14 protein-coding genes are annotated in these 13,161 nt (G+C 59.9%); 9 read left to right on the forward strand and 5 right to left on the reverse strand.

All coding sequences use genetic code 11. The features are described from left to right. Window positions 1-186: 186 nt before the first annotated feature. Genes HDF12_RS03395 through HDF12_RS03405 form a run of 3 tightly spaced genes read left to right on the forward strand, consistent with a single transcriptional unit; the run spans window position 187 to window position 3,204 of the window. Entirely contained in the window at window positions 187-1,203 is a 1,017-nt protein-coding gene (locus HDF12_RS03395) for an aspartate carbamoyltransferase catalytic subunit (protein ID WP_179581217.1), read from the forward strand. Then, window positions 1,200-2,504 carry a dihydroorotase gene (locus HDF12_RS03400; protein WP_179581218.1) on the forward strand — a complete coding sequence of 435 codons (1,305 nt, stop codon included), beginning with the start codon at window positions 1,200-1,202 and terminating at the stop codon, window positions 2,502-2,504. The genes HDF12_RS03395 and HDF12_RS03400 overlap by 4 nt, the downstream gene beginning before the upstream one ends. A 7-nt stretch (window positions 2,505-2,511) precedes the next feature. After that, complete coding sequence (locus HDF12_RS03405) at window positions 2,512-3,204, forward strand: hypothetical protein (RefSeq protein WP_179581219.1); 693 nt, start codon at window positions 2,512-2,514, stop codon at window positions 3,202-3,204. 64 nt (window positions 3,205-3,268) lie between these two features. Here the strand turns inward: HDF12_RS03405 and HDF12_RS03410 are convergent, their stop codons facing one another. Beyond that, window positions 3,269-3,610 carry a VOC family protein gene (locus HDF12_RS03410; protein ID WP_179581220.1) on the reverse strand — a complete coding sequence of 114 codons (342 nt, stop codon included), beginning with the start codon at window positions 3,608-3,610 and terminating at the stop codon, window positions 3,269-3,271. Between the two features lie 410 nt (window positions 3,611-4,020). Between HDF12_RS03410 and HDF12_RS03415 the strand changes: the two genes are divergently transcribed. Next, window positions 4,021-5,121 carry an alpha/beta hydrolase family protein gene (locus HDF12_RS03415; RefSeq protein WP_179581221.1) on the forward strand — a complete coding sequence of 367 codons (1,101 nt, stop codon included), beginning with the start codon at window positions 4,021-4,023 and terminating at the stop codon, window positions 5,119-5,121. Between the two features lie 385 nt (window positions 5,122-5,506). After that, entirely contained in the window at window positions 5,507-6,505 is a 999-nt protein-coding gene (locus HDF12_RS03420) for a hypothetical protein (protein ID WP_179581222.1), read from the forward strand. A 63-nt stretch (window positions 6,506-6,568) separates the two neighbouring features. Here the strand turns inward: HDF12_RS03420 and HDF12_RS03425 are convergent, their stop codons facing one another. Further along, the gene (locus tag HDF12_RS03425) at window positions 6,569-7,789 is read right to left on the reverse strand and encodes a glycine C-acetyltransferase (protein ID WP_179581223.1); all 1,221 of its coding nucleotides are present in this window, start codon (window positions 7,787-7,789) and stop codon (window positions 6,569-6,571) included. Between the two features lie 131 nt (window positions 7,790-7,920). Between HDF12_RS03425 and HDF12_RS03430 the strand changes: the two genes are divergently transcribed. Continuing rightward, window positions 7,921-8,853: a hypothetical protein gene (locus HDF12_RS03430; protein WP_179581224.1), complete on the forward strand. Its 933-nt coding sequence runs from the start codon at window positions 7,921-7,923 to the stop codon at window positions 8,851-8,853. Window positions 8,854-8,877: 24 nt separating this feature from the next. Here the strand turns inward: HDF12_RS03430 and miaA are convergent, their stop codons facing one another. Together miaA and HDF12_RS03440 are read right to left on the reverse strand one after the other, a co-directional pair. Next, a complete protein-coding gene (gene miaA, locus HDF12_RS03435; protein ID WP_179581225.1) occupies window positions 8,878-9,879 on the reverse strand; it encodes a tRNA (adenosine(37)-N6)-dimethylallyltransferase MiaA in 1,002 nt (333 codons plus the stop codon). Beyond that, window positions 9,876-10,109, reverse strand: coding sequence for a hypothetical protein (locus HDF12_RS03440; protein ID WP_179581226.1), 234 nt, complete (start codon window positions 10,107-10,109; stop codon window positions 9,876-9,878). Before HDF12_RS03440 ends, miaA begins: the two co-directional genes overlap by 4 nt. Before the next feature lie 91 nt (window positions 10,110-10,200). Here HDF12_RS03440 and HDF12_RS03445 point away from each other — a divergent pair, with 91 nt between their 5' ends. Continuing rightward, window positions 10,201-10,662 (forward strand): hypothetical protein, encoded by a 462-nt coding sequence (locus tag HDF12_RS03445; protein ID WP_246373657.1) that lies wholly within the window; start codon window positions 10,201-10,203, stop codon window positions 10,660-10,662. Window positions 10,663-10,733: 71 nt separating this feature from the next. Here HDF12_RS03445 and HDF12_RS03450 read toward each other — a convergent pair whose 3' ends face one another. Next, window positions 10,734-11,765: a TonB C-terminal domain-containing protein gene (locus HDF12_RS03450; protein ID WP_179581227.1), complete on the reverse strand. Its 1,032-nt coding sequence runs from the start codon at window positions 11,763-11,765 to the stop codon at window positions 10,734-10,736. A gap of 217 nt (window positions 11,766-11,982) precedes the next feature. Between HDF12_RS03450 and HDF12_RS03455 the strand changes: the two genes are divergently transcribed. Next, window positions 11,983-12,486, forward strand: coding sequence for a MogA/MoaB family molybdenum cofactor biosynthesis protein (locus HDF12_RS03455; RefSeq protein WP_353073904.1), 504 nt, complete (start codon window positions 11,983-11,985; stop codon window positions 12,484-12,486). 15 nt (window positions 12,487-12,501) lie between these two features. Continuing rightward, window positions 12,502-13,149: a VTT domain-containing protein gene (locus HDF12_RS03460; protein ID WP_179581229.1), complete on the forward strand. Its 648-nt coding sequence runs from the start codon at window positions 12,502-12,504 to the stop codon at window positions 13,147-13,149. Window positions 13,150-13,161: the final 12 nt, after the last annotated feature.

Genomic DNA, 13,161 nt, shown 5'->3' on the forward strand with positions numbered 1-13,161 from the left:
CTCCTGCGCGGAGGGCGGTCACTTCGTGACTTGTGTACCCCTTCGGATGGCCCTCCCGTTGGTCGGGATGAGATTTGATCTCGAGCGACACGAGGAACTGAGAAGATTCTCCTGCCCAGACCGCTCTCCGCGCAGGAGGCCCGTCGGGCAGGACAGAGATTCGCTCCAGGCCCTAAGATGAATTTGATGACGATATTAGAGACGGACACGGTTGCGGCGGGGTCGTTGCTGACGGTTGCGAACCTGGCGGTGGAGGAGGTCGCGGCGATTCTGGCGGCGACGGACCGGCTGGAACGGATGGCTGCGCCCGAGAGAGCGAAGATACTCGCAGGGCGGCGGATCGCGCTGCTGTTTTATGAGTCGAGCACGCGGACGAGGACGTCGTTTGAGCTGGCGGCGAAGTCGCTGGGGGCGATGACGACGCTGGTGAGCGACAAGTCTTCGTCGATTGAGAAGGGCGAGAGCCTGAAGGATACGGGGCTGACGCTGCGAGCGCTGGGAGCGGAGTGTATTGTGCTGCGGCATGCGAACTCGGGGGCGCCGTATCTGCTGGCGAAGTCGACGGGGTTGCCGGTGTTGAATGCGGGTGATGGGATGCATGAGCATCCGTCGCAGGCGCTGCTGGATCTGCGGACGATGCTGACGCGATTGCCGGGGATGAGTGGTCGGCTGATCAATGGGAAGACGCTTGGGGGCGTTACGGTGGTGATTACGGGAGATATTTTGCATAGCCGGGTGGCGCGATCAAATGCAATGCTGCTGCCGAGGCTGGGTGCGAGGGTGGTGCTGTGCGGGCCGAAGGAGTTGTTGCCGGAGGATGCGCTGGGGTTGGGCGGTGCGGATAGCAGCGGAGCGGTGGAGATTGAGCGGGACTTTGACAAGGCTTTGAAGCAGACTGCTTCCAACGGCACGATGGTGGTGATGATGCTGAGGATTCAGCGGGAGCGGCTGGCGGGGCTGGAACTGGATCTGGGGGATTATATTTCGCGGTATCAACTGGATGAGGAGCGGCTGATGGCGCGGGCGCCGGAGGCTTTGGTGATGCATCCGGGGCCGATGATTCGAGGGCTCGAGATCTCGGGCGAGGTGGCGGATGGGCCGAACTCGGCGATTGAAGACCAGGTGCGGAATGGGCTTGCGGTCAGGATGGCGCTGCTGGTGAGGGCGCTTGGTGCAGGCGGATTTGAAAGTGTAACGGTATGAGTGACATATTAATTTTGAATGGACGACTGGTCGATCCGGCCAGCGGGGTGGATGCAGAGCGGGATCTGCTGCTGCGGCATGGGCGGGTGGCTGCGGTGGAGATGCCGGGGGAACTGCGCGCGGTCAAAGGTAAAGAGACGATTGATGCGAAGGGGATGATCGTCGCGCCAGGGCTGGTGGATGTGCATGTGCATCTCAGGGAGCCGGGGCAGACTTATAAGGAGTCGATCAAGACTGGCACGGCTGCGGCCGCGGCTGGTGGGTTTACCAGTGTGGTCGCGATGCCGAACACGTTGCCGGTGAATGACACGGTGGAGAAGCTGGAGTGGATGCTGGATGCGGCGCGTGGCGCGGTGGTGAAGCTGTTTGCGATGCCGGCGGCTACGTTTGGGAGTCTGGGTGAGGAGATTACGGACTTTCACGAGCTTGCGCGTGTCGGGGCGGTGGGGTTCACCGATGATGGCAAACCGGTGTTGGTTGATCGCGTGATGCGCGGGGCTCTGGTGGCGGCGGCGGGGATTGGTGTGCCGGTGTCGCAGCATGCGGAGGACACGCGGCTGACGGGTGGATGCAGCATGAATGCAGGGCCGGTGGCGTTTCGGCTCGGGTTGCGCGGGATGACGGTGGAGGCGGAGTCGAAGATTGTGGAGCGGGATATCCGGTTGCTGCGGGATATTGAGCAGCATGATGGGCTGCGGCCACATCTGCATGTGCAGCATGTGTCGACGGCGAAGGCGATGGAGGCGATTCGGCAGGCCAAGCGGGCGGGGCTGCATGTGACGTGCGAGGTGGCGCCGCATCACTTCACGCTGACCGATGAGGCGGTAGGTGACTACGATACCAATGCGAAGATGAATCCGCCGCTGCGCAATGATGCGGACCGGTTAGCGATGATCGCCGGACTGATGGATGGCACGGTGGACTGTATTGCGACCGATCATGCACCGCATGCGCGGTTTGAGAAGGAGCAGGAGTTTGAGCGGGCTCCGAATGGGATTACGGGGCTTGAGACTGCGCTGGGGTTGGCGTTGCGGGTGCTGCATAAGGGTAACGGAATGTCGATCTCGCGTGTGATCGAGTTGATGAGTGCGCAGCCGGTTGGGATTGTTTCGCTTGAAGGGCGTGGGACGTTGAGTGTGGGCAGTTTTGCGGATGTGGTGGTGTTCGATCCTGCGGTGGAGTGGAGTTTTGATGCGGCGAAGAGTCTGTCGAAGTCGCGGAATACTCCTTTTGGCGGGGCGCTCATGACAGGAAGAGTGATGGCTACAATTTGCGAAGGCGCGGTTGTTTATAAAGAATAGGGGATAGATGCTTCGTCTCAAGCAGAGTTCGATGGTATTTCTGTTCGTTGCAGTGCTGCTAGCTAACTCCCACGCGCGGTCCTATAGTCAAGCTATCCACACAGACTTCCCAAGATTTACGGTGTTCCGAGGTGCTGCAGATTCGGATGGCTTGCCAACTTCAGGAGCGAAGCTTTGCCTTCTAAAGCCGGCAGGAGTTTGTTTCGAAATGCCTTCACATCGCGCTTCCGACTCTGTGGAGTATGAATTTGGTCTCGATCCCCGCTCGGAAAGCCTACCGTTAGCGGGCGGAGGATCGCTTGTTTTCTTTTCGTCGCAATTTTCCGGTGGTGGCAGCGGTACGTTAGATAGCCTTGCAATTTTGCGGTATCAAGCCGATGGCAAGATTATCAACCTGATGCCATTCGTTGGAGTGACGAATCAAAGCGATCGAGCTGTATGGCAGATTGCTTCGGTGTCGAACTTTCCTATTCTGGTGACTGCTGATTTTTACTGGATGGATGGAGAGACGCACTTCTCAGAGCATCTGTATACGGTGAACGCTTATGAGTTCGATACTGAAAGCGATCGATATGTCAAAGTCATTTCGTATCGAACTTTCAAGAAGTATCCAGGACTTGATGAAGTTGAGCGAATACATATCTTGACTTCAGAACGAGCGCAGATTTTACGGCGGCTTGAACCGCACTCAGCAAATTAATATGTTGGTGTGCGCGGCCTTCACTGCGAATGCGATGGAGGCCGCGTGACTCCCTTAGAGGGATCTATTCGCGTTGCATGATGGCTAGTTCGTTGCCTGCGGGGTCGGTGAAGTGGAAGCGGCGGCCGCCGGGGAAGCTGAAGGTGGGGAGCGTGATCTTGCCGCCTGCCTTCAGAATGCTCTGCTCGGTCTCTTCCAGATTTTGCGATTCGATCACAGGTAGCGGGGTTCTGGTGCGTTCGGCCGGGTCTGCGTTGAAGCCGCCTTCGGTGCCGCTCTCTGAGAACGCGGTGTAGGTGGGGCCATAGTCCTGGAAGGACCAGCCGAAGAGGTTGGCGTAGAAGTTCCTGCTTACTGCTAGATCCTGAGCTGGCAGTTCGAGGTAGACGATTTTTAGATTGGGCATGGTTGTCCTCACGAGAGTATGGGTCGCTGACTCCTCCGTCCACGCCGCCGCGAAGTGGTTAGCGGTGCAGGTAGAGACCGGCGGTCCGGCCTCGCGAGGGACAGTTTCAACATAAAACCAGACGGGATCGACGTCAACGGAGTGGGTGGGTCGGGGTCGGGTGACGGAAGCAGATTCCTCCGCTGCGCTGCGGAATGACAACCATGGGGCGGTTGCTTCGTGCTACGGAATGACAACTATGGGGCGGTTGCTTCGTGCTACGGAATGACAACGATGGAGCGTTGCGTAATGGCGACGGGCTTGGAGCCGTGACAACAAGGTGGCTTACCAGGACAACGGGGCGGGAGAGATGGGCATGGAAGTGTGTGGAACCTAGGGAGGTCTGTTTCGTATAGTGACGCATGAGAATTTTGCGACGAAGTGCGGCGCTGATCTTGGTATTGATGGCGATGGCGAGTGTACGGACAGGTTTCGCCGCGACTACGTATGAAGTGGGAGAGAGTTCTCGGGTGTTCAAGCCGGGGCATGTGCGGAACTGGCGCGGCGCGAAGACTGAGGCGCTTTTGACAACGATCTGGTATCCGGCGAATGCCGATGGGACGTTGTATGAGGAGCCGCAAGTGATTGGGCCACTGGATGGGCCGCTGTTTCTGGCGGGTGGAGCGGTGTTAAATGCTCCGATTGCGAATTCGCAGGTGAAGTTTCCAGTGGTGATGCTGTCGCATGGCACGGGTGGGTCGGCGATGCAGTTGGCGTGGCTGGGCACGGTGCTGGCGCGGCATGGGTTCATTGCGGTGGGGGTGAATCATCCGGGAAATAACGCGCTGGAGTCTTATACGGCAGAGGGGTTTGTGCTGTGGTGGGAGCGGGCGACGGATATCAGTGATGCGTTGGATGCGCTGTTGCTGGATCCGACGTTTGGGCCGCATGTCGATGAAGCACGGATTGGTGCGGCGGGGTTTTCCATTGGCGGCTATACGGTGCTGGAGCTGGCGGGTGCGCGCACGGATCAGGAGCGATTTCTCAAAGCGTGTGAGACAGACCCAACGCTGCACAAGTGCGTGGTGCCGGAGATGAAGGGCATGGGCGACCCGGAGCAGATGCTGAAGAAGGTGAGAGCGAGCAGTGGTGAGTCGATGGCGCGCGGAGGTGCGAGCTACCGTGATCCGCGGGTTCGGGCTGTGTTTGCGATAGCGCCGGGGGTGGGACAGGCGTTCGACGCGGATGGTTTTCGGGAGGTGACGATTCCGGTGGCGATGGTCGTGGGAGCGGCCGATCAGATTGCTCCAGTGGCGACGAACGCGGGGAGATTGCTGGCGTTGATGCCGAACGCGCACCTGACGGTGTTGCCTGATGGCGTGGCGCACTACACGTTTTTAGATACATGCACGGATGCGGGAAAGGCGAAGCTCGGTGTGTATTGCGGAGACGCCGCGGGAGTTGACCGCGAGAAGGTGCATGGGACCGTGTCGGAGATCGCGGTGAAGTTTTTTGATAAGAATCTGAGGTGACAGGAGTCGCAGGCGCGTGCCTGGCTGTTCCAATACGCTTTGAAGTTTTGTTTGTTTGCCAGCTGATCATCCCGGGATGGTTGAGACGTTAAGGCGGGGCGCAAGATGCCTGATTCGAGCAGGCGAAGAGCTTTCACCCTGCGGGCACAATTTCTTTCATCGCCTGTAGGCGGGAGGATTTATAGCTCGTCTATACACCTGACGCTAGTCCCTAAGTAGTTGAGTGCAGGAGTGAGTGCCAGCTTTGATTCCTGTCTAGAGCTCTTTTCGCTGAGCAGGTTAGCGCTGACAATCAGCGAGAGGATGCCATGAATATCAAACAGAAGCACGGTCGCGCAGGTTCTAATGCGCGGATTGCTGCAATACCGTCAGGTAGACTCTTAAAGTGATTGTTTTTTCCCGCCGTATTCTGCCTTTCGTTCTTAATGTGACATTCCTAGTCATCGCAGCTCCAGCGCTGTTCTCGCAGAGTGCCGTTCCGACTGAGGCGACGCTGCCTGATGCGCCGGTGCCGCAAGCGCCGGTTGAGATCGCAGACAACGCGGCCGGATATAGTTCTTCCACTCTGGATGAGAAGCAGACTGCGCAAGCTCAGGCGACGCCGGTGCAGTCGACTTCGTCTGGGCAGGAGGATACGACGAAGAAGCCAATGACGGATGAGCAGAAGAAGAGCGCCTCGGAGGAGGAACTTCAGAAGGAACTTCACCAGCGAATCGGTGTCGTCGTGCCGAACTTCAACGCTGTGCTCGATGGCAACAACCTTCCTCTGACTCCGGGACAGAAGATGCGGGCATCGTTCCGGAGTGCGATCGATCCGTACCAGGTTGGGCTGGCGTTGTTTACGTCGGCGATCGGACAGGCGCAGAACTCGCACTCCAGCACCGATCCGATTCCTGGCACCAATCCAGTGCAGTATATGAAAGAAGGCTATCAGCAGGGTTGGGATGCTTATGGCAAGCGTTTCGGCGCGGCGTTCACCGACCAGTTCAACGGAACTATTCTTGGCAACGGAGTTTTTCCTGTGCTGCTGCACCAGGACGCACGCTACTTTCGGATGGGAACGGGACCGGTCAAGAATCGGTTCTGGTATGCGGTGAGTACGACGATTCGCTGCAAGGGCGATAACGGAAAGTGGCAGCCGAACTTCTCGAATCTGCTGGGGAACATGGCGGCGGGCGGTATCTCAAATCTCTACTACCCGAAGGACGATCGGGGATTCGGGTTGACGATCGAGCAGGGTTTCCTGGTGACTGCCGAGGGCACCTTCGGCGCTCTTCTGATTGAGTTTGCCCCGGACGTCATCAGGCATTTTCAGAAGAATCGTCTTCCTCCGGATGTTGTTGTGACTCAACCCTCCGCGCCGACGAGCGAGACGGCTCACTAAAAACGCTCGCGTGCCGCGGGTCTTCGCCGGGGATTGAGCGCGAAGAGGTTTCGTCCGGCGTCTTCAGGCTTGAAGGATGCCCGTCTTCTTTGCGACTGAGGTGAATGTTTCGAGGGCCTGATCGATCTGTTCGCGTGTGTGCTCGCTGGTCATGATGGTGCGGATGCGGGCCTTTCCTTCGGGGACGGTGGGGAAGGCTATGCCGGTGGCCATGACTCCGGCGTCGAAGAGGGCGCGGGAGAAGTCCATCGTGCGGCGACCGTCGCCGATGATGATAGGAGTGATGGGAGTTTCGCTCTTCGGGGTGGTGTTGCCGCCGACGTCGAAGCCGGCGCTGGTGAGTTGCTGCTTGAAGTAGGCGGTGTTGGCCCAGAGGCGGGCTATGCGTTCCGGCTCATTCTCCAATATGTCAAATGCGGCGATGCAGGTGGCGGCGACCGAGGGTGGGTGCGAGGTGGAGAAGAGGAAGGGGCGGGCGCGGTGGTAGAGGTAGTCGATGAGGTCGCGGCTGCCGCAGACGTAGCCACCGAGGGCACCGATGGCTTTTGACAGGGTGCCGACCTGGACGTCGACTTTGTCGGTGGCGTGAAAGTGATCGACGGAGCCGCGGCCATTGCGTCCGAGAACGCCTGAGGCGTGGGCGTCGTCGACCATCATGATGGCGCCATACTTTTCGCAGAGGCCGGCGAGCTTGTCGACGGGGCCGATGTCGCCGTCCATGGAGAAGACGCCGTCGGTGATGAGGAGCTTGCGGCCGGGCTCGTTCTGGACCTCCTGAAGGAGCTGCTCGGCGTGGGCGATGTCTTTGTGGCGGAAGACTTTGATCTTTGCTCGAGAGAGGCGCGCGCCGTCGATGATGCTGGCGTGGTTGAGTTCGTCGGAGAGGATGAAGTCTTCTTTGCCGAGGATGCTGGAGACGGTGCCGGCGTTGGCGGCGAAGCCTGACTGGAAGACGACGCAGGCTTCGACTCCTTTGAAGTCGGCGATCTTTTCTTCGAGCTCCATGTGGATGTGCATGGTGCCAGCGATGGTACGGACGGCACCGGAGCCTACGCCGTATTTTTTTGTGGCGGCGATGGCGGCTTCTTCGAGCTTTGGATGGTTGCAGAGGCCGAGGTAGTTGTTGGAGGCGAGGTTGATGACACGCTTCCCGTCGTAGGTGCAGACCGGGGCCTGCTGGTCGTCGAGTACGCGCAGCTTGAAGAAGGTGCCGCGCTCGCGGAGGTCGTCGAGTTGGGCGGTGAGATGGGCGAGCTGGGGGCGTTTGGCGGCTGCGGTGGTCATGAAATTATCTTAAACCTTTTGTCGCCGGGTGGTCTTTGGTGGGGAATGAGCATCTTACGAAGTTAGCGGATCTGCAGCCGGTACCTTTTGTCGCTGAAGCTCACTTCCGAACCAAGAACGAGGATGGCACGATGAACCTTCAATATTCGAGCAAGACCGTTGGCACGATGATGCTGGCGCTGGTGATACTGGCTGGGTGTAAGTCGAAGCAGGACGCCGCGATTGATCAGGCCAAGAAGCAGGCCGCGGCTACAGGCCAGGCACAGCAGGTGGTTTCCACCGATAGCAATGGAAATGTGACGACCACTACGGTGCAGCCGCCGGCCCCTGGGCAGACGACTCAGGCTACGACGACTACGACCACCCCGGTTCCACAGGCACCGGTAGCGGCGAATACTCCTGCTTCTGCGCCCGGTGCGCCCGAGGCGGGTGCACCACCTGCTGATCAAACGGCTACAGGGCAGCCGGTTGCGCCGGGTCAGGTGGACTCGTCAGGACAGCCGGTGACGGCGCCTGCGCCGGGGGGCGCGCCGATTGTGCGGCCGGCGGACGTGAATATCGCCGCAGGGACGAACCTGACGATTCGGATCAATCAGCACATCAGTGTGAAGACCAGCCATGCTGGAGACCGGTTTACCGGAGAGGTGGAAGAGCCGGTGGTTGGGCGGGGTGACCGCGTTGTGATTCCGCGAGGTACGCCGGTGAGCGGTGTGGTGGTCGCTTCCCATCGCCGGGGGCACTTCAAAGGGTCTTCCATTCTGGAGTTGAGGTTGACCTATCTCACGCTGAACGGATCTCGATATGCGCTGGATACTTCTGATTTGACCCGGACGAAGAAGGGCAAGGGCAAGCGGTCGGCGGCGATTATTGGAGGCGGAGCGGGAGCGGGCATGCTCGTGGGCGGCCTTGCGACAGGTGGCGTTGGGCTGCTGGTTGGCGGCCTTGTCGGTGGTGGCGGCGGAACGCTCATCAGCGGGTTGACCGGGAATCGGGATATTGAGATTCCCGCTGAGTCGATTGTGCGGTTCAAGCTGGCAGATAACTTGGTGATTCAGCCTTCCTGATAGGAAGGATTCTTAGGAGAAAGCTCATCCTTGCGGGTGAGCTTTTTCTTGTTCGCGAAGATGTTTTGAGACGAGGTCGCGGGCTTGGTCTGCAATGTCGGGGTCGCCGCCGCTGCCTGGGAGCCAATGCATGTCGGGTTCGCGGCGGAACCAGGTGAGCTGGCGTTTGGCGTAGTTGCGATGACCTTGCTGGGCCTGGGAGACGGCTTGCTCGCGGGTGAGTTGGTTGCGGAGGACGGCAGAGGCTTCGGCGTATCCGAGTGAGGTGAGAGGGCGGCAGGCTTCGCCGTAGCGAGCGATGAGACGACGGGTCTCTTCGATTAGGCCGCCGTCGGGCCGTTCGCCGGAAAACATAGCGGCGGCGCGCTGATTGATGCGTTCGTAGAGGAGGGGGCGGGCGGGATTGAGGCCGAGGCGCAGAATGCTGTAGCCGATGAGGGCATCGCGGCCCTGTTGCCACTGTTCGGTCATAGGAGTGCGTTTGCTGGCGTTGTGGCTGTGGCCGGTCGCGAGAGAGACTTCGATGGCGCGTACGACTTTGGCGATGTCGTTGGCATGAATGGCCGCTGCTGCGGTCGGGTCGAGGCGGGTGAGGAGGCGGTGGAGATATGCCGGGCCGCGGGTGGAGGCGATGTTGCGGAGGCGTTCGCGCTGGCCGGGCTTTTGTGGGGGTGCGGGAAAGAGGCCGTCAGTGAGGGCCCGGAGATAGAGGCCGGTGCCCCCGGCGACGATGGGGAGATGACCGCGTTCGGTGATGCCGACGAGCGCCTCGCGGGCCTGACGGCTGTAGTCTCCGGCGGTGGAGGGTTCGTCTGGCCAGGCGATGTCGATCATGTGGTGGGGGACGAGGGCGCGCTCTTCGTGGGTGGGCTTGGCGGTGCCGATCTCCATCTCGCGGTAGACGGCTACCGAGTCGCAGCTGATGATCTCGCCGTTGAACTGTTGGGCGAGATGAATGGCGAGGGAGGTCTTGCCGCTGGCGGTCGGGCCGACGAGAACGATGAGCGGGTGGTCGGGTGGGTTCACCACAGGCGCCACCAGCCGGGGTGAAAGAGCGGGTGGACGCCGGCGCGGAGGACGCTGAAGAGGAGGATAAGGGCGGCCAGCGTGAGGAGGCCGCGAATCTGGCGGCGGCGTTCGTGTTGGAGTGGAGTTGCGATCGTGGTGGCCGTCTTTTTTGATGATAGATGATGGCGGATTGTGTTTGGAGTGAGCCGCTTGAGGAGAGCGGATCGCGCCTTGGCGCGATGGCCCATTCATGCGATGAGACCGCATCAATGGGGCAGGCGGCGCCGGCGTTGCGGGCTGCAGTTGCTCAAACGGCAGCTTGAGTGTGATCCTTGAGAGATGATGCGGAAGAAGATAGTCGGTGCGATTATTGGGTCAGTGCTGGCCTGTTCGATTTTTGCGGTGGCACAGGAAAAAGGGTACTGGCGTGCGGAGAGTTCTACGGCACAGTCGATTACGGGCGATATCGGATTCGCCGGCGAGAAGATGTCGATCAACTTTACTGGCTTTGTGATTGCGCAGATACGTTCGCTGGAGCCGGGCGAGGTGAGCGCTGTGTTCGACGCAGATAGCAGGGCGGGCGGGAGTGGCAATCTCTACAGGCTGAACATCCCGGCTGCGAAGAAGTTTCTGCATAAGAACACTTTGTGCGGCACTGAGGATGTGCAGTGGATGGCGACTTATGTTGCTGGGCGTTCCTTGAAGGTCGCATTTTTCTCGGGACCAAAGATGCCCGTTTTCACGTTGACTGAGATCGCAAATTCAACGGATCTATGCGGCACGTTTTCTTACACTCGCTGAACCAGTGGCAAGCAAATTAACTGGATAGAGTTTTTTGGGTGAGCTGGTGCGCTCTCCTGTAACAGATGTGGTTACGGGAGGGGTTTGTTGGTGAGGAAGTCGATGCGGAGTTCGAGTTTGGGGCCGTGGAAGCTGGCCGGGAGTGGGGGGAACTGGCCCTCTCCGGTGATGGCGCCCCAACAGGCTCTGTCGATGGACTGATCCTGGCTGCTGCCGTCGAGGTTCATGGCGGCGATGCGGCCGTCGGGCAGGATGGTGAAGCGGATGAGGGTTTCGCCCTGTTTGTTGAGGGGCGGGCGGGCCTCTTCGGGGATGAGGGGATACCAGTTGCGCTTGATGTCTTGAAGGATGCGGCGGATGTAGGGGCCGAAGTCGACGCCCTGGGTGTCGGAGAGAATTTCGGCACCGGTGCCCATACCGCCGCGTCCGCCGGATTGACCGCCAGAGTCACCGGCACTGCCATGGTCGCGAGCTGCACCCTGGGCGGCCTGGCGGATCGCGTCGCCAGCGGTCTGATTAGGATTGCCGAAGTTTGGCCGGGTTGGGACTGGTTTTGGTGCTTCTACGAGAGCCTGCTGGGCCGGCTGCTGGGTAGGCTGAGGTTGTGGGGCGGGGGGAAGCGGAGTCGTCTGTTGTGGGGGCGCCGGTTGAGTTACGGGAGGTGTGGGTTTTGGTGGCGCGGGAGCGGCTGGGGTAGGCGGGGCGGCCTTACGCATTGCCTGCAGCTGCTTCAACATCTTCTCGTCTACGACTGGTTGCGGTGGGCGCGCCTTGGGGGTTTTGGGTGCGATTTTGGAGAGATTAGTCGGGTCTTCGAGGCGGGTTAGCTGCTGGTCGCGCTCTTTGAGCACCTGTACGGGGCTGATGAGGCGGGGCTGATGGAAGAGGACGCGGGGGCCGTAGAAGAGGAACCAGCCGATGGCCAGGTAGATGATGATGGAGATGTAGATGGACTCGCGGAAACGGGCCTTGGAGCGTTCGTCGTCGAGGGAGTCGAGCAGGTGAATGAGTTCGTGCTCCTCGAGTTCGCCGTAGCGGCCGGTGCGCACCTTGGGGGTCTGGTTGGGCGGTGCGGATTTGGGCGGGGTCTCGAGTGAAGGCATGGGCTCTGTGGTCTGACGGCTTCGGGGGGCGAAAGTTTCGTGCGGGATGGATTGTGACACTCCCGGCATGGTGCACCGGGTTGCATAGTCCTCTCTATTTTCTCATCTTTGATGCTTGGATTGGGAAAAGAAGCGTTTGCGGGAACTTTCGGCCAGACAGGTGAAACCGTAGACTGGGAGGGTGACTCTAAGATTTGCGCCCGATGTTCGTGCCGTAGTGCTGACGATCAGCGACCGCTGTTCCCGTGGGGAACAGATGGATCTATCGGGACCTGCGGTGTGCGAGCTGCTCGAAGATGCGGGGGTTGGGCAGGTGTTGAGTGAGATGCTGCCCGATGAGGTCGATCAGATCGCTGAGGCGTTGAGACGTAACGCGAAAGTTGTAGACCTGATTGTGACGACCGGAGGGACGGGGCTGGCGAAACGCGATGTGACGCCGGAGGCTACGAGGATGGTCTGTGAGCGGCTGGTCGATGGGTTATCGGAGCGCATGAGAGCCGACGGGCTGCTGCAGACGCCGCTGGCAGCGCTGAGCCGTGCGGTATGCGGGACGTTGGGAGATGCGCTGATTGTGAATCTGCCGGGGAGTCCTTCGGGCGCGAGGAGTTCGCTCGCGTCGATTCTGGAGGTGCTGCCGCATGCGCTGGACTTGCTGGCGGGGCGGACGGCTCATCATGCGTTCACGGAGAGCGATCAGCATGGAAGGACTGACGGCAATTAGAATGAGAAGAACCCCGTGAAGATCTCTCCCGTTGCACTTCTGCATAAATTGAATGTCGTGATGCTTGCAGCGCTGAAGCCGCTTGGTGTGTGGGGTATCGGCGCGCTGGCGGTGATCGATTCGGCGGCGATTCCGGTGCCGATCGATGCGCTGCTGATCGACTATGTGGTGCACGATAAGTCCCGGTTTCTGCTTTATTGTTTTATGGCGGCGGTTGGCTCTGCCGTAGGAAGCCTGTTGCCGTATTACCTGGGACGCGCGGGCGGGGAGCTGTTTCTGCTCAAACGCATCAACCGGCAACGATATGAGCAGATGCGGGACCGGTTTGAAAAACAGGAGTTTCTCGCGATCATGATTCCGGCGATGATGCCTCCGCCGACGCCGGTGAAGCTGTTTGAGTTTGCGGCGGGCGTGTTCGAGATGAAGATGCTTTGGTTCTTCAGCGCGATCTGTCTCGGGAAGTTTATACGGTTTTTGATCTGGGCCATTATCACGATCACGTATGGGCCTGCGATTCTGCATACGATTACGCGGGCGATTCATCAACACCTTGCGTATGTGCTGGGGTTCAGCGGCATTCTGATTGTGCTGCTGCTGGTGTATGTGCTGCGGAAGGTGTTCGACCGGCGGCGGGGGACGACGCTTCCGGTGGAAGAGAATTAGCGCGGTTCAAGT

The organism is Tunturiibacter gelidiferens, from assembly GCF_013410115.1.
GTDB lineage: Bacteria > Acidobacteriota > Terriglobia > Terriglobales > Acidobacteriaceae > Edaphobacter > Edaphobacter gelidiferens.

Excerpts from the sequence above, each read along its gene's own strand:
- HDF12_RS03395 (WP_179581217.1), top strand. The coding sequence starts at position 187 with ATGACGATATTAGAGACGGACACGGTTGCGGCGGGGTCGTTGCTGACG.
- HDF12_RS03400 (WP_179581218.1), top strand. The coding sequence starts at position 1,200 with ATGAGTGACATATTAATTTTGAATGGACGACTGGTCGATCCGGCCAGC.
- HDF12_RS03405 (WP_179581219.1), top strand. The coding sequence starts at position 2,512 with ATGCTTCGTCTCAAGCAGAGTTCGATGGTATTTCTGTTCGTTGCAGTG.
- HDF12_RS03410 (WP_179581220.1), bottom strand. The coding sequence starts at position 3,610 with ATGCCCAATCTAAAAATCGTCTACCTCGAACTGCCAGCTCAGGATCTA.
- HDF12_RS03425 (WP_179581223.1), bottom strand. The coding sequence starts at position 7,789 with ATGACCACCGCAGCCGCCAAACGCCCCCAGCTCGCCCATCTCACCGCC.
- HDF12_RS03430 (WP_179581224.1), top strand. The coding sequence starts at position 7,921 with ATGAACCTTCAATATTCGAGCAAGACCGTTGGCACGATGATGCTGGCG.
- HDF12_RS03440 (WP_179581226.1), bottom strand. The coding sequence starts at position 10,109 with ATGGGCCATCGCGCCAAGGCGCGATCCGCTCTCCTCAAGCGGCTCACT.
- HDF12_RS03445 (WP_246373657.1), top strand. The coding sequence starts at position 10,201 with ATGATGCGGAAGAAGATAGTCGGTGCGATTATTGGGTCAGTGCTGGCC.
- HDF12_RS03450 (WP_179581227.1), bottom strand. The coding sequence starts at position 11,765 with ATGCCTTCACTCGAGACCCCGCCCAAATCCGCACCGCCCAACCAGACC.